Source organism: Moraxella catarrhalis, assembly GCF_001632285.1.
Taxonomy (GTDB): Bacteria; Pseudomonadota; Gammaproteobacteria; order Pseudomonadales; family Moraxellaceae; genus Moraxella; species Moraxella catarrhalis.
On sequence record NZ_LWAH01000016.1, the window covers coordinates 118,377 to 140,358 of the forward strand.

Annotated in this window: 20 protein-coding genes; 13 read left to right on the plus strand and 7 right to left on the minus strand. The window is 41.2% G+C overall.

Annotation, left to right across the window (positions count from 1 at the left end; genetic code table 11):
* Positions 1-17 precede the first annotated feature (17 nt).
* A complete protein-coding gene (locus tag A4U55_RS06935; RefSeq protein ID WP_003657904.1) occupies positions 18-782 on the minus strand; it encodes a glycosyltransferase family 25 protein in 765 nt (254 codons plus the stop codon).
* The gene (locus tag A4U55_RS06940; RefSeq protein ID WP_049149329.1) at positions 779-2,383 is read right to left on the minus strand and encodes a glycosyltransferase family 2 protein; all 1,605 of its coding nucleotides are present in this window, start codon (positions 2,381-2,383) and stop codon (positions 779-781) included. Before A4U55_RS06940 ends, A4U55_RS06935 begins: the two co-directional genes overlap by 4 nt.
* 180 nt (positions 2,384-2,563) lie before the next feature.
* Between A4U55_RS06940 and A4U55_RS06945 the strand changes: the two genes are divergently transcribed.
* From A4U55_RS06945 to A4U55_RS06960, 4 genes are all read left to right on the plus strand, one after another.
* A complete protein-coding gene (locus A4U55_RS06945) occupies positions 2,564-3,067 on the plus strand; it encodes a hypothetical protein (RefSeq protein ID WP_003665743.1) in 504 nt (167 codons plus the stop codon).
* A 52-nt stretch (positions 3,068-3,119) separates the two neighbouring features.
* Positions 3,120-3,425, plus strand: a complete 306-nt coding sequence (locus A4U55_RS06950; protein ID WP_003657909.1) for a DUF4149 domain-containing protein — start codon at positions 3,120-3,122, stop codon at positions 3,423-3,425.
* 439 nt (positions 3,426-3,864) lie between these two features.
* Positions 3,865-5,274 (plus strand): type I glutamate--ammonia ligase, encoded by a 1,410-nt coding sequence (gene glnA, locus A4U55_RS06955; protein WP_003657911.1) that lies wholly within the window; start codon positions 3,865-3,867, stop codon positions 5,272-5,274.
* Between the two features lie 181 nt (positions 5,275-5,455).
* Positions 5,456-6,757 carry an FAD-dependent oxidoreductase gene (locus A4U55_RS06960; RefSeq protein WP_003657916.1) on the plus strand — a complete coding sequence of 434 codons (1,302 nt, stop codon included), beginning with the start codon at positions 5,456-5,458 and terminating at the stop codon, positions 6,755-6,757.
* 50 nt (positions 6,758-6,807) lie between these two features.
* On the opposite strand, the gene A4U55_RS06965 is transcribed toward A4U55_RS06960, so the two are convergent.
* Complete coding sequence (locus A4U55_RS06965) at positions 6,808-7,722, minus strand: lysine exporter LysO family protein (protein ID WP_003657918.1); 915 nt, start codon at positions 7,720-7,722, stop codon at positions 6,808-6,810.
* 139 nt (positions 7,723-7,861) lie between these two features.
* Here A4U55_RS06965 and rpiA point away from each other — a divergent pair, with 139 nt between their 5' ends.
* On the plus strand, positions 7,862-8,611 hold the full coding sequence (gene rpiA, locus A4U55_RS06970; RefSeq protein WP_003663743.1) for a ribose-5-phosphate isomerase RpiA: 750 nt from the start codon (positions 7,862-7,864) through the stop codon (positions 8,609-8,611).
* 83 nt (positions 8,612-8,694) lie between these two features.
* Here the strand turns inward: rpiA and A4U55_RS06975 are convergent, their stop codons facing one another.
* The 3 genes from A4U55_RS06975 to folE form a co-directional block, all read right to left on the minus strand.
* Positions 8,695-10,224, minus strand: coding sequence for an MFS transporter (locus A4U55_RS06975; protein ID WP_003659952.1), 1,530 nt, complete (start codon positions 10,222-10,224; stop codon positions 8,695-8,697).
* 232 nt (positions 10,225-10,456) lie between these two features.
* Positions 10,457-12,085, minus strand: coding sequence for a phospholipase D family protein (locus A4U55_RS06980; protein ID WP_003657922.1), 1,629 nt, complete (start codon positions 12,083-12,085; stop codon positions 10,457-10,459).
* Between the two features lie 166 nt (positions 12,086-12,251).
* Positions 12,252-12,857, minus strand: coding sequence for a GTP cyclohydrolase I FolE (folE, locus tag A4U55_RS06985; protein ID WP_003659947.1), 606 nt, complete (start codon positions 12,855-12,857; stop codon positions 12,252-12,254).
* A 210-nt stretch (positions 12,858-13,067) separates the two neighbouring features.
* On the opposite strand from folE, the gene A4U55_RS06990 reads away from it, so the two are divergent.
* The 5 genes from A4U55_RS06990 (at position 13,068) to A4U55_RS07010 (ending at position 16,129) form a co-directional block, all read left to right on the plus strand.
* Complete coding sequence (locus A4U55_RS06990; RefSeq protein WP_003657926.1) at positions 13,068-13,892, plus strand: enoyl-ACP reductase FabI; 825 nt, start codon at positions 13,068-13,070, stop codon at positions 13,890-13,892.
* Positions 13,893-14,021: 129 nt separating this feature from the next.
* Positions 14,022-14,702: a ribulose-phosphate 3-epimerase gene (gene rpe / locus A4U55_RS06995; RefSeq protein WP_003657929.1), complete on the plus strand. Its 681-nt coding sequence runs from the start codon at positions 14,022-14,024 to the stop codon at positions 14,700-14,702.
* Positions 14,699-15,052: a hypothetical protein gene (locus tag A4U55_RS07000; RefSeq protein WP_003659940.1), complete on the plus strand. Its 354-nt coding sequence runs from the start codon at positions 14,699-14,701 to the stop codon at positions 15,050-15,052. Before rpe ends, A4U55_RS07000 begins: the two co-directional genes overlap by 4 nt.
* Positions 15,052-15,354, plus strand: coding sequence for a hypothetical protein (locus A4U55_RS07005; protein WP_003659938.1), 303 nt, complete (start codon positions 15,052-15,054; stop codon positions 15,352-15,354). The genes A4U55_RS07000 and A4U55_RS07005 overlap by 1 nt, the downstream gene beginning before the upstream one ends.
* Positions 15,355-15,421: 67 nt before the next feature.
* Positions 15,422-16,129, plus strand: coding sequence for a structural protein (locus A4U55_RS07010; protein ID WP_063454158.1), 708 nt, complete (start codon positions 15,422-15,424; stop codon positions 16,127-16,129).
* A gap of 102 nt (positions 16,130-16,231) precedes the next feature.
* On the opposite strand, the gene A4U55_RS07015 is transcribed toward A4U55_RS07010, so the two are convergent.
* Entirely contained in the window at positions 16,232-16,828 is a 597-nt protein-coding gene (locus A4U55_RS07015; protein WP_003661645.1) for a 5-formyltetrahydrofolate cyclo-ligase, read from the minus strand.
* A 173-nt stretch (positions 16,829-17,001) separates the two neighbouring features.
* On the opposite strand from A4U55_RS07015, the gene fumC reads away from it, so the two are divergent.
* The 3 genes from fumC (at position 17,002) to A4U55_RS07030 (ending at position 21,978) form a co-directional block, all read left to right on the plus strand.
* Positions 17,002-18,390 carry a class II fumarate hydratase gene (fumC, locus tag A4U55_RS07020; RefSeq protein ID WP_003663732.1) on the plus strand — a complete coding sequence of 463 codons (1,389 nt, stop codon included), beginning with the start codon at positions 17,002-17,004 and terminating at the stop codon, positions 18,388-18,390.
* Between the two features lie 107 nt (positions 18,391-18,497).
* Entirely contained in the window at positions 18,498-20,270 is a 1,773-nt protein-coding gene (gene cydD, locus A4U55_RS07025; RefSeq protein WP_004463003.1) for a thiol reductant ABC exporter subunit CydD, read from the plus strand.
* A complete protein-coding gene (locus A4U55_RS07030; protein ID WP_003669541.1) occupies positions 20,248-21,978 on the plus strand; it encodes an amino acid ABC transporter ATP-binding/permease protein in 1,731 nt (576 codons plus the stop codon). Before cydD ends, A4U55_RS07030 begins: the two co-directional genes overlap by 23 nt.
* Positions 21,979-21,982 lie beyond the last annotated feature (4 nt).

Sequence of the window (21,982 nt, forward strand, 5' to 3'; positions counted from 1 at the left end):
TTATGGTCATTAATTAATCAGCGAAATGCGACAGTAATATAAAAAAATCGTTTTCCAAAACTTCTATAAAAGCGTTTGACTATCTTGTTGAGTTTGGTGTATAGCGATTCGTTGGCATGATAAATATACTGGTGATTTTTTCTATCCTGCTCCAACTGACTTTCTAGATTTTTTATCTGACTGTCTGACTGCTGGCACAGTGCAGGGCATAACTGTAGTACTTTGCCCTTAGAGAGATAAGCACCAAACATGACATGGTCAATGGCATAATATTCATATTCATCAATACTTTTAATAAATTCTAGTAGCCGCTTAGCACCTGACTGGCTGATAATATAGCCAGCGGTGCCGACATGGGTGCTTTTTAGAGGGTTGAGCGTTCTGTTACCATGGTGATGGATACTTTTGCCAATATGAACCAATTCATGCTGAGTTTCAAGTTTTATAATATCAAACTCAAAATATAGCCAATCATTTTTAATAAAACAAGCTGCATCATTCCCCAAATAGACATCGTCCTCAAAAATTGCCATATAATCCAAGTTTTCATCAATCATCTGTTGCCATAGTGCTACATGGCTTAAAAAGCAGGCTTTTTCGCCATCGGTGAGTCTTTGGTTGTTGATGATTGGGATTGAAAGCTTTTGGGCATACTTGCTAATATCAGTGGGTGTTACTGCATCAAAAAACTCAAAGGCAATGCCTTGTTTGCCAAATTCACACATAATATGTTCTCTTCTTTTTGTGGCAGTTTTTATGCTGATGACAAAATTTTGTATCATGGTTTCTCCTTATTGTTTAACCACCATAGTATGATATATTTATCTAGGGTATAGCCCATCGATGCCATGGCAAGAATATAGCCATAAGCACCACCCAATAAGTCGCCACGAATGACATACTCTCGGATAAAAGAAAATACCGCCCGAAAAAAACCAGCGATGAGTGATGTGTTTTTGTTGTGGGTGAATTTATCTTTTGCCCAATCGTAACTATATCGGATATTTTTTAATAAAAAATGATGCAAATTGTCGTTGGTTAAATGTTTAAGATAACCATCTAATACCATGCTTGGCTTGCCATATTGATTGAGTGATTCGTGGACTTTTAAATCAGAATATTGAAAATGTTGGCGTGCATAAAGTCGTGATAGTTTGTCGGCATACCACCAGCGTGGTTGTATCTCAATGCCACAAAAGGTATTAACTCGTGCCACACTAAATACTTTATCGGTTTGCACAGGATTTTTGAGTACATCGGTAATGGCTTGTCGCAAGGGTTGGTCAAGGCGTTCATCCGCATCAAGCGCAAGCACATAATCGCCTGTGGCATAAGCTTGGGCAAGCTGTCGCTGTTTGCCAAAACCTTGCCAATCGGTATTGACATGCCATTTTGCCCCATAACTTTTGGCGATTTGGCGAGTGTTATCAGTACTGCCACTGTCTAACACAATGATTTCATCAACGATATCATGCACCGTCTCTAGACATGCTTTTAGATGTTTACTTTCGTTTTTACAAATCATCACCAATGACAGCGTGGATTTTTTTTGTGAGACATTAATGGGTTTTAAGTTTTGTGCCATCGCCACCGAATGTAAAAAAGCGTGTTCGGCTTGGTTGTGGGTTAAATCATACAGACAGGCATATTTATTAAATGTATATTGGGTAAAAAATAATGAATAAATCAGCCCATAACGACCTTGTAAGAATCGACCGTCAAGTAGGTATTGTTTAATAAATGCCCATAAAGGATTAACCACAACTTTATAAAACTTGCCCTTTTTGCCTTGAGCGTGCCTGTCATCTGCCCATGCTTTGGCATAATCTAAGCGTTTATTTAGCCAAAACAGTGGCGTGGGGGCGGTGTGGTGGTGTAAAAAACCACTTAATTTTTTGGTTGTTGCGTCATTTAATATCACAGATTCATGCACTAGGTTGTTGTCATATTGAAACTTTTTGGGATACAGTCGCCAATGGGCCTTAACCCCCCATAAGGCATTATCAATTTGATGCCCAAAGACAAAATCAAGCCGTTTGATGCCATAAACCGTATCGGTAGGGGGGTTTTTGATGACCTTCAAAATGCTGTTTTTGAGCTGTGGTGTCACCACTTCATCAGCGTCCAATGCCAAAATCCAGTCGCCTGTGGCATAAGCTTGGGCAAGCTGTCGCTGCCTGCCAAAGCCTTGCCAATCGGTATTGACATGCCATTTTGCCCCATGACTTTGGGCAATTTTTTGACCATCATCGGTGCTGCCACTGTCTAAAATGATGATTTCATCTACCCAATCGGCAATGGCAGGCAAAGAAACCTTAAGATTGTCAGCTTCGTTTTTGACAATCATCACGACAGATAATCGGTACCGCTTGGCTGTATTCATGATAATAAGCTTAGAAAATGGGTTGAAGATGAAACATTGAACAATGGGAATTTATTTTACTTAACTTTAAGTTGCTTTTCCAGTTATTTTAAACCTAGCCAAAAATATAATTTCTAGGTACAATAGCGACAAGCAATCATGGCAACATGAATGATCATTTAATCACGGTATTAAAATTTAATGAAACTCATCTTTTTTGCAAATGTTGTATTTATCATGGTCATGTTGGTGGCTTGTGGTGATGAACCTGCTGTATCAACATCAGCCAAGACAGCAACAACAGATCCCAAACAAGACTTTTATATCGGCTGCTATACCATTGACAAAAATACGCCTGCCAGTATTAAGATCAGTCAAGCACAAGGCGGCTACAAGATGCAAATGAAAGAACCAAACGATGCCGCCAAAACTTGGGATACGCCAGAGCCACTGCTTGTACTCACCAAACAAGATGGCTGGAAGTATTTTTCTACCAATGCCATCAATTTATCAGTCAATGATATCACCGATCAGGTTATCGTAAGACCTGACGGGCTATTGGTTATCGCTAAGCTGCATGATGCCAGTACGAACACCAATCCCATGCTTGATAGTCGCTATGCTGTTGCCTTAATGGGTGCGGTAAATACCATCTACCAAGTCGCTTGTGATGATAAACGCATTAATTTAATACAAGCGTTTTAACATAACCAATCACTGATTTGGGCTTAAGTACTAAAGGGTAAGGAAAAATGGTATGGGATTTTTAGGTTATTTGTTGATGGGTGGCATTGTTTATACCATTGGTTTTTTTATTAATCTTAAACGATTACACCCCAAGCGTCAGGCGGGTGCGGTCATTTGTGTCACACACCCAATCATGATTGGTTATTTGCTGGGATGTTTTATGATTATGCTTGGTGTGTCGGTATTGCTTGGGCGATTTGTATTACATCATGATGGGCCAGATTGGGCGTTTATTGGCGTGAATAGTTTGGTGGCAACAGTCGTATTTTATTTTGGTCTAAATCCTGACACGACCAAGATGAATCTGCCTGATTGACTGCGTAAAATTTTGATACTTTTTGACGCTGATCGCACTTGTGAGTGCGATTTTTTTTATGACAATCACAGTGATGCTGCGTACTAATATATCATAATAAAAACTAATGATATCATCATATATTATTATTACTAAAAAAATAATAAAAATAGTTATTTAATTTATTTAATATTACATAAATTCAATAACTTTATAATAGACACATAAAATAAATATAATCAAATACTTATAAATAAAAAAATTAAAATATCCATCTATATATTTTTATTAATTATAAATATATAGTTATTTATTCTTTATATAAATAATAAGGGTTTGGTTGGGTTTTCACCTTTACCTTTATCCAAAAAAAGCGTATGATACTTGTTAGGTTAATTGCTGATACTTGATCAGATCAGCAAGCGTAATTAAAAATTGAATAAAAAATCAGGAGTGTACGATGTCAAACAAATTATTTGACCTGATTGAATCATCAGGGGCGAAATGGGTGGATTTTCGCTTTACAGATACGCACGGCAAAGAGCTACATTTAACTTTTCCAGCATCGACCGTGGACGAAGATACGCTAGAAGATGGTAAAATGTTTGATGGCTCGTCAGTGGCAGGCTGGAAGGGAATTGAATCTTCGGATATGATTTTACTCCCTGATGCCAAAACAGCATATTTGGATCCCTTTTATGAATCACCGACTGTCGTGGTTAGCTGTGATGTGATTGAGCCTGCGACAATGCAAGGTTATGAAAAAGACCCCCGCTCAATTGCACGCCGTGCCGAAACTTATCTGAAATCAACAGGGATTGGCGATACGGCTTATTTTGGCCCTGAGCCTGAATTTTTTGTTTTTGATGATGTGAAGTGGCAAATTGATGAATCAGGGGCACAGCACAGCATAAGCTCCGAAGCGGCATCTTGGTCGTCAAATAAAGAGTATGCTTGGGGTAATAATGGTCAACGCCCAGCTTTAAAAGGTGGCTATGCGGTGACTGCACCCATGGATTATTATCACGACATGCGTGCAGTTATGTGTGATCGTATTGAAGATATCATGGGCGAGGGTCGTGTCGAGGTGCATCATCATGAGGTGGCATCGGGTCAACTTGAGATTGGTGTGTCTTTTAATACTTTGGTTAAAAAGGCCGATGAGGTTCAGCAATTTAAGTATGTGGTGCAAAATGTCGCCAATCAATTTGGTAAAACAGCAACCTTTATGCCAAAACCGATTGTTGGTGATAATGGTTCTGGCATGCATGTACATATTTCCATCTCAAAAGAGGGTGTGAATACTTTTTCTGGAGATGAGTACGCTGGCTTGTCAATGACGGCATTGTATTTTATTGGTGGTATTATTAAACACGCTCGTGCGTTAAATGCCATCACCAACCCAACCGTCAATAGCTATAAGCGTTTGGTACCACATTTTGAGGCACCGATTAAATTGGCGTATTCAGCATCAAACCGCTCGGCGTCCATTCGCATTCCACATGTCTCTAGCCCAAAAGCGGTGCGTATTGAGGCCCGTTTCCCAGATCCTGCAGCAAATCCTTATTTGTGTTTTGCGGCATTGTTGATGGCAGGCATTGATGGTATTGAAAATAAGATTGACCCAGGCGAGGCAGCTGATAAAAACTTGTATGATTTGCCACCAGAAGAAGAAGCATTGATTCCGACTGTGGCAGAAAATCTAGAAACTGCCTTAAAAGCTTTAAAACAAGATCATGCTTTTTTATTAAAAGGTGATGTGTTTAGCAAAGATATGATTGATGCTTATATTGATCTAAAAATGCAAGAAGTTCATAAATTAAATGAAGCGGTGCATCCGCTTGAATTTGATTTATATTATCGCTGCTAATTGCTGACTTATCAGTTGGCAGATGTTTATCGTTGAAATAAACCCCAAGCAGGTAGAACCTTTGGGGTTTATTTGGGATAAATGTTGAATTGAATAGCCCAAGCTTATCAGCGTCAAATTTTCTCTGAAAAATAAAAGCAGATGCGGTAAAATAAACCATATTTTACCGCATCTGATTATTATGACCGTTCAAAATCATCCAGCAGACAATCCACCAAGCTCATGGGCTTATCCAAAATCTCAAATAAAACAATATGATATTGCCATTATCGGTGCTGGTGTTGTCGGTATGGTCTGTGCCATTTTACTTGCCAAAAGAGGCAAGCAGGTCATTATTTTGGATAGTAAGCCTACCCCTAGTAAGGCATCGTTTGATCAGAGATTGGCTCAGCGAGATGCCAGAGTCTATGCACTCAATCTTAGCAGTATCGATTTATTAAAAAGTGCCGATGTATGGGACGGTATCACCAGACGCGCCGATTATGACCAAATGCATGTATGGGCGAGAGATGATTTTGGTGAATTGATTTTTCAAGATGAACACGCCTTTGAAAATATCATGCTTGGGTCTATGGTTGAGCCATCAGTATTGGATGAAGCACTTTGGCATCGTGCAAAAGCTTATGAAAATTTAACTTTAAAATATGAGATCAGCTTGGCGGCTCATGGCATGGCTTTTGATGAGATGCCTGACGGTGTGTGCATACGCTATCAAGCTGACAATCAAGCCAAGATGGTGAAGGCTAAGCTATTGATTGGTGCCGATGGCCGTGCGTCTTTGGTACGCCGTGAGATGGGGGTGGGGGTAGATACCTTAAATTATCACCAAAAAGCCATCTGCTGTGCCATACGAACCGATCAGCCACATGGTAACACAGCACGCCAAGTGATGTTGCCAACAGGCACTTTGGCACTATTACCCATTGCCAATCTCAATCAAGATGATCAATGCCGATGGCAGTCGATTGTTTGGACATTGCCCAAGCAGATTGCAGAGACATATTTGAGCGACTACCACCAAAATCCTGATAGCCTAATCAATAGGCTGGCTTTGGCAAGCGGCTATGTACTTGGGGATATTCATAAGATACAGTCGGTCGCAAGTTTTCCACTATCTGCACAAGCCGCCAATCGCTATCATAAGGGTTTAATCGCACTGATGGGTGATGCTGCACATGGGGTGCATCCGTTGGCAGGACAGGGGCTTAACTTGGGCTTATCTGATGTGAAGGCATTGCTGGCATTGGTAGATGTGTATCATGCCAAAAATATGCCCTTAAGCACACGCTTATTAAGCGATTATGAACGCACGGTCAAAGGGCATAATTCGCTGATGATGCATAGCTTTTCTATGATTAATTTTGCTTATACATCAGCACTGAGCAATATTTCTGTGATACGCCATGCACGCAGTGAGATTGTCAAGGCAGTTTCTAAGTCACCATCCGTCATGCGTCTGCTGATTGGGCGGGCCAATCGCTAAAGTAACTCGGTTTAATGCTTTGGTTTAATGCTTTGAATGTGCCTGATGAATCATCCAAATGAGCTAAACAGCACCATTAGCACAGGCGATACGATATTAACGATAAACCCAAAGCTGATGGCGATGGGCATAATCTGTGTACCGCCTGCCTGTAAGATGGTTGGTAGGGTGAAGTCAAGACTGGTTACACCGCCTAAACTCACAGCGACAGATGTCGAATAACGCATGACCCATGGGATAAAGATTAAGGCAATCACTTCACGAGCCAAGTCATTAAGCAGGGCGACACTGCCCCAAACCGCACCATAAGCATCTGTCATAATCGTACCTGATAGCGAATACCAGCCATAACCTGATGCCAAAGCCAAACCCTGCATCAGCGTGACTTCATGAAAAATGCTTGCAAAAATGATGCCTGATAAGGTGGTACAAAAAATAAATATGACACTGACCTGTAGACCTGTTTTATTGACCAAGGCTTGCTTTAATCCAATCCCTGATCCTTTTAGGCTGACACCCACCAAAAATAATAGTACCATTAGCAGAATCGTGGTCGTTTTTTCAGGCGGTATAAACCCAGCTGGCAAAAATTTAGCAGCCATAAATCCAATTGCCAAACAAATGAGCTGAGCCAAACTGCCCCTTAGGCTGATTTTGGGTTTTTGGTTGGGTAGTGTGTGTTTAGATAACTGATTTTTTTGAGTGAATTTATCAAAAAAAACCAAGCTAATCGCTCCAAAGCCAATGGTCAGTGTGATTAACACAACCAAATATTTGATAATGTCCCCAACCTTTTGCACCAAATCATCCACCAAACCAAGCTCAATACCAATGACAATCAAAATAAGATAAATCAGATAAGTCAGAGCCTGTCCACCAAATGCGGCCAACTTTTGTGATGTTGGTAGTGCAAAACCAACAAACATTGGACTTAAAATAAGTAATAATGTGATGATTCCCTGCATCCAATTCCCCAAATTCATCAAAGTAAAAATAAATCGGCATTGTAACATTTTTACAAAAAATTTTCGTGATTATCCACCATATTTTGGATATTAGCCATGTTAATTTTAGATTTGATATAAAATGAGTGGCTTAAAGTGAGTGAAAATCAGCAAATTGATAAAAAATGGTTTAGTTTTTGGTAACTTTGGCGTAAAATTAGATAAATTTTTATTGGAAATAGTCATGACCGCAACCGATCCAAAACTTACTCAAAAAAAATCTGCTGCCAAAGCTGCTTTAAGCCATATTGAAGATGGCATGATTTTAGGTGTTGGTACAGGCAGTACAGTCAATTGCCTGATTGAGCTTTTACCAAAAGTGCGTCTTAAGGGTGCAGTTGCCAGCTCACAGGTTACCGAGGATAAATTAAAGGCCTTGGGTATTGAGATTTATGATTTAAATCAATTGGGTGTGCTGGATTTATATATAGATGGTGCTGACGAGATTGACGCTAAAGGCAATATGATTAAAGGTGGTGGTGGTGCATTGACACGAGAAAAAATCGTTGCCGCCGCCTCAAATCGGTTTATTTGTATGGTAGATGACTCAAAAATCGTCAATACACTGGGCAAATTCCCTGTTGCAATTGAAGTTTTGCCTCAAGCGCGTTCTTATGTGGCGCGTGAATTGGTGGCAATGGGTGGCGATCCTGTATATCGTGAAGGGTTTGTGACAGATTATGGCAATGTCATTTTGGATACCTATGACCTTGATATTACCGATGCTGCCAAGATGGAGTTCACCTTAAATAATATCGTGGGTGTGGTTTGCCATGGTATATTTGCATCGCAGTCAGCGGATCTAATGCTAAAAGCTGGCAGCACAGGCGTGGACACTGTTGTATTTTAATAAAACTGTTGTATTTTAATAAAATAATTAAAATACAACACATCAATATAAAACACCGCATGATTAGGCTCATGCGGTGTTTTTTAGCGATTCATATCAAGGTCGGTACGAGGAATGTAGTAAATATAAAAGCTTATAAACATTGTTAAAAGCGATAATGAAACGATGAAAATCATAGGTGCAAAAGCGATATGAGCTGAGGCTGAATGTAGAACAAACGGCAACAAACCGCCGATAAGTGCGATGATGATATTATAAATGATACTGACGCTTGTTAATCGAATCTTGGCAGGGAATAGTCGCACGACAACCGAAGGAATTGCACCAATGATACCTGAAGCAAATCCAAATAGGGCAAAAAATATCAACCCATATTCACCACCATTACGCAAATGATTAAAAAACAAAGCCACTTGCATCGCCAAGAATAGGCTACCAAAAGTTAGCACAATACCAGGATTAAGCCTATCCACCAAAATGCCAAATATCAAGCAACCAATTGCCATAAATAAAATTGCAAGCACATTGCCAAACCATAAAACCGTTTCAGAGATTCGAAAGCTACCATCAATCAAATCTACCAATAAAATTGGCGTAAATATCAATAAACTGACCATAATACTGATTAACATTATGGCAGGAATAATACTGATGAGCATATTTTTATTGCAAATGATTTGAAAAAACGAGATTGACGACCTAGCAAAGCTGGTTAGTTTTGAGGTCAGTCGCATGGCTGTTGTGACTGTGCGTTGATCTATCTCATTGATTTTGGGTGGTGGTGTCATTGAGCTTGGGCTTATGCTGTGATCGGGCATTTTTGTATCTTCAGAAAGCTGAAACTCAATTGCTGGCAGATGATCAAGCTGCTTGATTTGTGAGTTGGTCAAAGTGGATAAACTCATGTTACTAAGCATTGACTCATGTTTGGGGCGAAATGACCGCTCAGAGTGTGCTTCTAAAAAAATGGGCGTTTCTTGCAAGTGTTTGTATGATATTAAGATTAAAATAACGCTTAATAAACCGCCACAAATAAACGGAATACGCCAACCAAAACTCATCATCTGTGCCCAAGTTAGCGTATCGTCTAGCCAGTTCATTAATAAAATTAAAAAAATCAAAGACAGTACACAGCCAGATAAGATTGCACCACAACCTACGCCAATATGGCGTGTTGGTAGATGTTCGGTGACATACACCCAAACGCTTGGCATGATGCCACCAATGGCAAGACTTTGGATAACTCGAGCAACGATAAAGATAATGGGGGCGATGAAGCCAATTTGACTATACTGTGGTAATAACCCGATGAATAAAGTGAATATTGTTATGCCCAGTAAACTGATGAATAGTGCAGGCCTGCGACCTTTGGTATCACCATAGTAGCCAATCATCAAACCGCCCAAGGGTCTGGCAATATAACCTGCTGAAAACAGTCCAAACAACTGCAGGCGAGAAAGCCAAGTATACTCCGTACCACCAAAAAAGATCTGTCGTAATAAATCAGACAGATATATAAAAATAGCAAAGTCAAAAAAAGCCACGCTGGCGATGAGACTTGTAATGAGAATGGCACTAAAATAGTGCTGGCTGGGTAATTGGTTGGCTGGCATGATAATCTTCTCATGAAATACCAATCAAACATACGGTTTGATGGTGCGAAGTATCGATAATATCTTGCAAATCTGATGCTTCATAAGATCTTATCAAAAGCAGATACACTAAATATCCATAAAGCATTGATTGCTCATGGATATTCTACAAATAAAACATACAAAACACTAGTATTATTTATACAATTTGGTTCAAGCTTTCATTTAGATGGTATATATTTGATGATTAATATCAAAGTAGCCAATCGATAGGCATCAGTCCAGCCAGCCAAATGATAATACGATCTTTATGATTCATGTGTGGTTCGTGATGCAAAATGACTGGTTGACCATTTTCGATGGTATGCCAATTAATATTACCTTTGGCGTCAAGTTTTAGTTCATAGGCTTGATGGGTGATGGCTTGGCTATTACTCAAAGCTTTGTGTAGCTGTCCTGCCAATTTACTATCTTTGATAAGAACACCAAGCTCGGTATTGATATTGGCTGAGCGTGGGTCGACATTATATGAACCAATAAATATTTGATCATCATCTACCGCAAAGGCTTTGGCGTGTAGACTTGTGGTGCTGTGCTGGCGTGTACGCCAAAAACGATTTTCGTTATCTTGGATACTCTGAGCACTAGATTTAATCTCAAAAAGATGCACGCCTGCCGCCAGTAGTTGCTTTCGCCAGTGTGCGTAACCTGCATGTACAATACCAACATCGGTGGCATCAAATGAATTGGTCAAAATACGCACCTCAACACCCATTTTAGCAAGCGTGATCAGTGTGTCGATACCTTCTTTGGTAGGAACAAAATAAGAAGAGATGATGCTGAGTTTTTTGCTTGGTTGACCCAATTGTGTTTGTAGCTGTGAAACCAAAAATTCATTAGGATCTGAGTGACCGTTTAATTTGATAACATTATCTGCTATCAAATCAATCTCTGTCCAAAAAAATGGTACTTGCTGGGCGAGTAAATCTTGCCCAATGGTTGAATTTTGCATGGCTTGGCGATAAGTGCGTAGCTCACGATCAGCATCTGAGCTGTCTTTGACTTTTTCAAGTTCATCAAATACCACAGGTTTGATGCCACTGATGTCATCTTTGTTGTCATGTTTGACAAGTGTTTCAATATCAAAGGATAGGGGTGAAGCCCAATAAATCTCAAAGCTTTGGGTAATTTTGCCAACGACATGACCAACTAACATGACATCCAAATCAGCAAAATGATTAACAGGTGCATTATTTAAATATTCATTACCGATATTACGACCACCTATGACACTGATTTTATTATCAAATGTCATGCTTTTATTATGCATACGCCGATTGGTGCGTATGGGATGTAACATATAGTTTAGACTACGGAAGCCACGATAAGGCATGGGATTGATTAATCTGACAGCAATATTTTTATGCTTTGAGATACGTAGTAGGAGCTGATCAAGTTCAGGTGAGCTATTAAAATCATCAAGCAGCAATCGAACAATCACACCACGATCAGCCGCTTCCCACAGGTCTTTAAGCATCAGTTGACCAGCTTCATCGTTATGCCAAATGTAGTATTGAATATCAATGGATTGGTTTGCCACATCAGTCAGCGTACTGCGTGCAGCAAACGCATTGGCACCTGTTGTAATCGGATAATATCCAGATTGATTGGGGTGATGATGGCTTTGGGCGTTGATGGCTGAGATGAGACCATCTGAACTGCCACCATGTTTGACCATTTGGTGACGCTCTTGAACCTGTTTGGTCAATGCCAGACTCTTTGGTAAGTGAGGCGTATCGGGCAAATTTTTGCAGCCAACAAGTAATACCAGCATGACAGTATGTATACTGATGACAAACAAAGAGCGAAAATGATGAGTCATGACTCAAAAAGTCTAAAAATTTGATTTATCATAGCAAATTTATCCAAAAAAAGAAGTGCTTTATTAAAATTTTACCAAACAAAATCGCTTCTTTTTTAATCATTTTGGCGATGATTGTTATCAAATGGCGAGCTATTACCAAATCATTTAACCACAAGTAAACCAATTAACCAAAAGCGGGCATTCGGCGAGGTACAGCATCCAAAAATTCACGGCGTGCGTCATGATTGGTGGTAAACTCACCCAACATGCTGGTGGTGCGTGTGGTGGATTGTTGTTTGCCAACACCACGCATCATCATGCACATATGACAGGCATCCATAATAACCGCAACACCACGGCAACCCGTCAGCTCTTCGATAGCACTGGCCACTTGCTTGGTTAAGTTTTCTTGGATTTGTAGACGGCGTGCATACATATCAATGATGCGTGCCACTTTAGATAATCCTAATACTTTGCCATCTGGCAGATAGCCAACATGGGCAACCCCATAAAAAGGTAGTAGATGATGCTCACATAGCGAATAAAATTCAATATTTTGTACCAAAACTAACTCAGGATTATCAGAATCAAAGACGGCATTATTAGCCACGGTTGCCAAATCCTGATGGTAGCCACGAGTAAGATAACCAAACGCCTTGGCAGCCCGCATTGGTGTGTCAATTAATCCATCACGGGTCAAATCTTCTCCTGCTGAGGAGATGATTTCGGCATAATGCTTAGACAGGATTTCGTAATCGTGGATAAAGTTTACGGTATCAGAATTTGACATATTTTAAGCGTCTAGTAAAAAAATGCATAGCTTATCATAAAATAGCGATTGATTTAACAAAAAACTGATTTTTTCATCACTTTTTGAGCGTTTATCAAACACTTTGGACGAGTTGATGTTTAAAATTAAGTTTACATTTGTACTAATTATATCCCACATTTTAAAATTCTATGCTATAATGGCAAAAATTTCTATCAAAAGGATAAAGTCATGTTACTAAAAGGTCAGCGTTTTGTGGTGACTGGGATTGCCAGTAAATTATCAATTGCTTGGGCGATCGCTGAAAGCTTGCATCGTGAGGGGGCGCAGCTGATTTTAACCTATCCGAATGATAAAATTAAAAAGCGTGTGGATATGGCTGCCGAAGCATTTGATGCGGTGGCGGTGATTGAGTGTGATGTTGGCTCAGATGAGTCGATTCAAGTGTGTTTTGATGAAATCGCCAAACATTGGGGCGTAGGTGACGATAAAGGCATCGATGGCATTGTGCATGCCATCGGTTTTGCCCCTGCCGATCAGCTTGATGGCGATTTTACCCAAGCAACCACTCGTGAAGGCAGTCAAATTGCCCATGATATCTCAAGCTACAGTTTTGTCGCACTTGCCAAAGCAGGGCGTGAATTACTTGCTGCACGCCAAGGCTCACTGTTGACTTTAACTTATGAAGGCAGTATTTCTGTATTGCCAAACTATAATGTCATGGGCATGGCAAAAGCAAGCCTAGAAGCTTCGGTACGCTATTTGGCATCATCATTGGGTGGTGAGGGCATTCGTGTCAATGCCATCAGTGCAGGCCCTATCCGCACGCTGGCCGCCAGTGGTATTAAATCATTTCGCCGTATGCTTGATGTTAGCGAAAAAATCGCACCACTTGGGCGTAATGTCAGCCAAGAAGAAGTGGGTAATGCTGCGCTGTTTTTGTTATCACCTTGGGCAAGCGGTATTACTGGCGAGATTTTATTTGTGGATGCAGGCTTTAATACCGTTGCCATCAGTGAAAAAATCATGATGATGGCAGGCGACGGCGAACAATAACAACGATTTAAAACTTTCATAAAAAGTTAAGTTGGTAGTGAGCAAAATTGTGCCAATGACATCAAACATTGGTACAAATATCCGATTTTTGGTATGATACACCATACCATTTAATTGTTGAGAGTGATTATGACCCAGCCTTTTTTGATCGCCCCATCGATTTTGTCTGCTGATTTTGCACGGCTTGGAGCGGATATTGAAAGCGTTCTTGAAGCTGGTGCAGATGTTGTGCATTTTGATGTGATGGATAACCACTATGTACCAAATCTAACTTTTGGTTCGATGATTTGTCAAGCATTAAAAGACTATGGCATCACTGCACCCATTGATGTACATTTGATGGTTAAGCCAGTTGATGGTATGATTGAGCAGTTTTTAAAGGCGGGGGCTGACATCATCACTTTTCATCCCGAAGCCAGTGAGCATATAGACAGAAGCCTTCAGCTGATTAAAGATGGTGGTGCCAAATGTGGTTTGGTCTTTAATCCTGCAACACCTTTATATTATTTGGATCATACATTGGATAAGGTTGATCAAATTTTGCTGATGAGTGTCAATCCAGGTTTTGGTGGTCAAAAGTTTATTGATGCAACATTAGATAAATTAGCAACTGTGCGTCAAATGATTGACGATAGTGGTCGAGACATTCGCTTGGAAGTTGATGGCGGTGTCAATGTGGCAAATATTCGCACCATTGGTGAAGCGGGTGCTGATATGTTTGTAGCAGGGTCGGCGATTTTTAATCAGCCTAATTATAAGGCTGTAATTGATGCCATGCGTGATGAGTTATCAAAGGTAAATCGATCATGACCATACCGCACCATCAAGCCCAAACCACGCATCACAACCCCCCAAAACCCAACAAACCCGCCAGCGTCGTACCGATGGGTTTTACCATAGGGCTATGTTTGGCAAGTTTGCTATTAAGCTTGGCAGGCTATGGATTTCGATTGATGTTTGGTGATGAGATGTCTGAGGTATTGCGTCATGCTGCTGTCGTTGTGCCTGTATTTGTGATTGGCATTCCGCTGATGACTTGGCTTGGTGCAACTGGACTAAATAAACTGGGTAAAACCAATATCCACCCTAGAAATGCTTGGACTTTTGGTTGGTTATTATCGACTGTTGCGATGTTATCCATTATGGGAGTGTATAGCTGATGCTCTCCAAGCTAATTCCTGATATCATCACGCCAAAAGATATCCCTAAAGGCTTGATTTTATTGCTTATTGTGGCGTGTTTGCTGGTGGGTTTATCAGGGCTTAGATATGGCGGTGTGGAAGGATGGCTTCATGTCCTTGAAAATTGGCTCGTCGCTTTGGTGGTGATTCCTGCCTTAACTGCATTGATCTCATTGCCTTTAAAGTGGCGTGATAGCACCTTTGATGTGCGTATGGTCTATTATTTGGGTATGTTTGTTGCACTTTTATTTATGTTGGCAAAGCTACGCTACTGGCGATGACTTGAAAAGTACCAAAATGATGCCATATACCAAGATAGACTAAAATAATGATGAGATGGCAATCATAATGACAAATCAAATTTCACAAACCATTGAAAATTGGCAAACGATGAGTATTGCAGAATGCCTATCATTTGTTGATGATTTGGTATATCATGCGTCTGATTCTGATGAAGAGGACACACTATCAATTTTACATGAGCTGTTTTTTCAGGAAATCAATGGGCGTGGTGATGAGACGCTGATTGATGCACTTGCTTCAGCCATTTCTCAGTTTATGGATTCTGCGACAGTTGAGGAGCTTGCACAGCAAGTAGAGCGGACATTAGGCATCGATTTAGCCAGATTATCAAAACTGGCACGCACTCAGCGATTAAACGCACAGGTACAAGCATCTGACGGTGAGCATCGCCCCAAGCGCAAGCGTCGTCAGCGTAAGCAGCAAGATCAAGAGGATTTGGGTACCAAAGAGCGTGTATCACGGTTGCAACATCCCAGCAAATCAAAAAAGACCAAAGATGGTTTTGTCCAAGAAACTTTGCTTGAGTTTATTGAAGAGTCATCAGGGGTGATGATTTTGCGAGAAGTGGGCCATGATCATGATGAGCCTTTGGTGAGTATTGCTTTTTCAGAGCAAGTCCAAGATATGCTAGGTGCTGATGCCAGAGTGGTTGGGCAAGCGATGATTCATGCTGCCATCGCAAGTGTTGTACAACGCCAAAGTAATTTTTGGCATGCACATGTGTATGATGAAGAACCAGCACATTATAGCTGATGTATTTGAAACTGATTCAATTGATTCAATTAAGAGATTAAATCATGCCATATTTAATCTCTTTTTATTTTGGCTATTTGGTTAACAGATGATGAATTGGCATTATTTTAATCTAATTAGCCTTTGATCGGTAATGATGATGTCCACCGACATATCCCAAGGCTGTTTGGGTAGCCGATCTGCCACTTGAAAATCATAACACCAAGCGATTTTTAGGCAGTTTTTGGCTTTTGCAAATGTGCGGTCATAGTAGCCGCCCCCCATACCAAGGCGTATACCGTCAAGATCAACCATCACCAAAGGGCAAATGATGGCATCCATGTGATTGGCAGATAATATCAGTTTTGAGCGGGGTTCATGCATACCTAGGCGATGCTTTTTAAGAGGTGTTTTATTCAGTGGTTGAATGATGGGGGCAAATGTCAAGGGTTTGTTTGGCGTGGTGATGGGTAAATACGCTTGATAGTCAAGTTTTTGACAAAATTGGGCAATGGTGGCGGTTGGTAGTTCACAAAATCCATCCAAATAAAAACCAATATTGGCTTTTTTGGGTAATAGCGGTATTAATTTATATAAAAATCTGGTTGCTAGGTAAGCGGATCTTTGACGCTCACAGTGACTAAGCGATCGTCTTTGCATACGCATGTGTTTACGCAAATGGACAGCGGATAAATTGGTTTGGTGGTTGGTCTTGGTCATTGTGTTTATATTTGGTAATGATTATTATTTGTTATTGAATCCTAGGTAAACTGATGGTATGCTAAATCATCTCATCATTTAGATAAAGTGGTACAATTCAGTTAGTAGAATTGCATCGCTGGTCGTATCACTCATCTTAAGCGACTTTTATCAAAAAATCAATGGAGTAAAATATGACAATACGCACCGAAAAAGACACCATGGGAGAGATTGCTGTACCTGCTGATGCTTATTGGGGGGCACAAACTGAACGCAGTCGCCAAAATTTCCGTATTGGCGGAGAAAGACTGCCAGAGCCTTTAATCCATGCGATGGCAACTGTTAAAAAAGCCGCCGCCATGACTAATGCGACACTTGGCCGCATCACTGACGAACAATCACAGCTAATCGTTCAAGCCTGTGATGAGATTTTGGCAGGTAAGCTTAATGATCAATTTCCGCTTGTGGTGTGGCAAACAGGGTCAGGCACCCAGTCTAATATGAATATTAATGAGGTTATCGCCAATCGTGCCAATGAAATTGCTGGTAAACCAAAAGGCAGTTATCAGCCGATTCACCCCAATGATCATGTCAATCATGCCCAATCGACTAACGACAGCTTTCCGACGGCGATTCGGGTGGCGGCTGCTCAAGAGATGAGTAATAAACTGTTGCCAGCCATTAATAATTTACGCCAAACATTGGCACAAAAATCAGCTGATTTTGATGAGATTATCAAAATCGGACGCACGCATTTACAAGATGCCACGCCGCTGACTTTGGGTCAAGAGTTTAGTGGTTATGTCATGCAGCTTGATTATGCTTTGGAGCGTATTGAGGCGGCCTTAAGCGGTCTTTATCAGTTACCATTGGGCGGTACAGCAGTCGGCACAGGGCTAAATAGTCATCCTGATTATGCTGTCAAAGTCGCTAAAGTTCTGGCAGAATTAACCAAGCTGAATTTTATCACAGCACCCAATAAATTTGAGGCTTTGGCCGCACGAGATGCCGAAGTATTTGCTTCAGGTGCACTAAAAACACTGGCAGCAAGCCTAAATAAAATCGCCAATGATGTGCGTTGGCTGGCTTCAGGCCCACGCTGCGGTCTAGGTGAGCTTAGCATTCCTGAAAATGAGCCTGGTTCATCCATCATGCCTGGTAAAGTCAATCCAACTCAGTGTGAGGCGATGACCATGGTGGTTACCCAAGTCTTTGGTAATGATACGACCATTTCTATGGCAGGGGCTTCTGGTAATTTTGAATTAAATGTTTATATGCCTGTGATTGGATATAACTTATTGCAGTCGATTCGTCTGCTAACGGATGCGATCAATAGCTTTAATGAGCATTGTGCAGTAGGCATTGAACCAATTTACGAAAAAATTGACCATTATTTACATCATTCTTTGATGTTGGTCACCGCACTCAATCGCCATATTGGCTATGAAAATGCCGCCAAAGTTGCTAAAACCGCTTTTAAAAATAATCAATCTTTAAAACAAACTGCCATTCAGCTGAACTTATTAACTGAAGCTGAATTTGATGAGATTGTGCGTCCAGAACAAATGGTTGCCCCAAAATAAACTTTTGATACTCAAACACCGCCAGCGATTTGGCGGTGTTTTTGGTTGAAAAAAAGCCATAATTTAGCGATAATAGCTTATTTGTCCATTATCATACGCCATTCATCATGACCACCACGCAAGCCCGTCTTAAAAAGCCCAAAAAACCTCGGCGTTCACAAGCTGATATCGTGGCTAATAATTTTTTAAATTCTGTTTTTCGTCCTGCAAAAAAGCAGCTGACTTTAGCATGGCTGTGCGATGTCATTAGCTTGCTATTATTCATGGTACAAGCTTGGATTTTGGTAATGATTTTTGATGGCTGGCTTTTGCCATTTATTCCTGAATTATCCCAGCATCAAGTGATGGCGATCGAGGCTTTGGCTGTTTATGTGATGGCTTTATTTGGCGTGATGTTATTACGCGCATTGATTGGTTATGCCAAAGATGCACTACTCACACGCATCGGTGTGCAAGCAGCCAGTGATGTGCGTCAGCGGCTATTGGTTAAACTGGGTGACATGGGTCCTGCTAGACGCTTTTTTGGCTCTGATGGTGCACTGGCAAGCAAAATCATTGATGAACCTGAGCATCTCATCGGTTATGCTCGCTTTGAAATTCAGAAAAAAACTGCCGTTAGTACACCAATTTTATTGGCAGTTTGTATTAGTTTTTTAAATAAAACTGCTGCAATGATATTACTGGCGACGGCACCACTGGTACCGATTTTTATGGCGATGATTGGTGTAGCAACTGCACGCAAAAGCCGTGAGCAGATGGATGCGATGGCACAGCTTGGCGGTCGATTTTTTGATTGGATACGAGGGGTGAATACACTATCTCGTCTGGGCGTGGTTGATATCGCTGTTAAAGATATTGATGTCAGTAGCGACAATTACCGTAAAAAAACCATGGCAGTGCTACGCATTGCTTTTTTAAATAGTGCGGTGCTTGAATTTTTATCGGCATTATCCATTGCACTTGTGGCTGTTTATTTGGGTTTTGGGCTGATTGGAATTTTACCTTGGCAATCTGGTGTTGTCATAACAACTTATAGCTCAGCTTTGATGATTTTATTATTGGTGCCTGAATTTTATGCACCACTACGCCGCTTGGGTGCTGAGTATCATGTCAAAGGTCAAGCCGTCGGTGCTGCCAAGGAGATGGTTGGCATACTTGATTTTAAACATAGCAAAACCGAGCTACATCAGGTGGATTTGATGGGAAAAGTGGGATTTTGTTTAAGGCAAGTGGCTGCCTTTGGTGATGATGGGCGAGTCAGGTTAACGCCGACGACGCTGCATTTTGTGGCAGGTAAATCAACATTATTAAAAGGGGAAAGTGGCGCAGGCAAATCGACACTTTTACAGATTTTATTGGGATTTGGGCAATATACTGGCGTGGTTGAGGTGTATGATGATCAAGGACACTATCGCTACGATACGCTGGATATGGCGTATCTTAGACATCAGTTTGGCTATTTGGCACAAATGCCAGCACTGCTGCCCATCAGTATTCGTGATAATCTGACATTGGCAAAATCTGATGCGACCGATGATGAGCTGATTGATGTACTAGATGCTGTTGGACTGTGGTCTTTGATCCGTGATTTGCCCGAGCAGATGGATACCATGCTTGGTGAGCGGGGTGGTGGGCTGTCAGGTGGTCAGGCACATCGCCTTGCCATTGCGCAGCTTTTGCTTCAAGATGCTAAGGTGTGGCTGCTTGATGAACCAACAGAACATCTAGACAGTGAGACTGCCTTTATGATCAAAGATTTATTAAAACGCTTATCAGTGCATCGGACGGTCATTTGGATTACCCATGATCAAAGTGTTGATATCGCCTTTGATGATATCCATCATTTAGGGGGTTATGATGAAATCAAATCAACCATTTAAGCTTCGTGAACTCATCAGTACCCAAGTTTGGGTATGGATCTTGGCTTGGCTTCTAGGGCTTGTGACTGTTTGGTCAGTCTTAGGATTATCGATGGTATCAGGGTGGTTTGTGACCATGTCAGCAGTGGCAGGCCTAGTTGCGGTAGGTACTCATACATTTAATTATATGATGCCAGCGGCCATTATACGCACCTTTGCCATTGCACGCACGCTATCTCGCTATGGTGACTTGATGGTATCGCATCATGCTGTCTTTGGGCTGTTAAAAGATTTGCGTGTACGATTTTTTGCCGATTGGGCAAGTTTGGATTTTAATGCCCGAAACCTGCAAAGACAGTCTAGCAGCCAAAAAATGCATCGCCTTGTCAAAGACATTGATGTTTTAGATGAATTTGTTTTACGCTTGATATCACCTTGGATTATGGCAATCGGTGCGGTGATTTTGGTGGCTGGTGTTACGCTGTTGCTATTACCCAAAGCATGGTTTGGGCTAGTGCCGATCGGCTTGGCGATTTTGATTGCTGCTTTTGTGGTATATCGTGGCATTCATTTGGCGTATGACGAGAGTACTATACTTGAAACTCGCAAATCAAAACTGCTGGATACCTTGCCAGCACTGACATCCTTGCTGATTTGGCATCGCTGGGATGCGTACATACATCAGCTGAGTGATTTGGATGCTCAGCAAACCAAAATAACACTGTCATCACATCGTCTACGCAGAATGGGCATGTTGGGGGTGCAAGTGGCACTGGCACTGGCGGCGACACTTATGCTTTGGGGTGTAGGGAGATTTTTTAGACAGACAGATAGTGTTGCTTTTACCATTGAGACATTAAATGATTATCCGATGATGAGTTCGGCGGTCGCACTGGCAGTATTTTTAGGATTGATGGGCTTGGGTGAGTTTATCCAAAACTTGATTGCTGAGCCATTGGCTTTGGGGCGTAGTCAGGTAGCCAAGCAGCGCCTCAACGAGATGCTTGTCGGCCAAAACGCTGCTCCCAAAATCAATTTTAATCAGATTACCAATCAGCAGGATGCTTTGACTTTATGGCTTAATAATGCCATTGTTAGGGCGCCAAATGCCATCATCAGTGCTCATATTCACCATGCCAAGATTCGCTCTGATAAGCCTTGCTTGATTATAGGTCCTTCAGGTGCTGGTAAATCCACTTTACTGCATACACTTGCCCAAGAGCATGATTTGACCTCGGGTGAGATTTGGTTATGTACCGACACCAAAAAATATCCGTGGCAGTCAGTTGATTTTGACCAATCACTGGGATTTTTGGGGCAAACAGTTGATATTTTTGATCAAACGCTGGCAGATAATCTTCGTTTGGGTAAACCAAACGCAACCGATGATGAGCTTATAACAGCTCTTAAAAAAGTAAATTTATTAACTTGGCTAAATAATCAACCAAAAGGTCTGGCAACTCGGCTCGGAGAATATGGTATGGCTGTGTCTGGTGGGCAAGCACGGCGTATCGCCTTGGCTCGACTGTTGCTATCCCCAAAAGCGGTCATGATGCTAGATGAGCCTTTTGCAGGCTTGGATCCAGATACACGCCACAATGTATGGTTGAGTCTAATTGATGCCCAAAAATCTGGTGATATTGGCTTGTTATTAATTTGCACCCACCAGCTGTGGCAACAGATGGGTGAGGTTCAGGTCATCAAAATCGAGGGTGAGGGTCAAGTTTAATTTA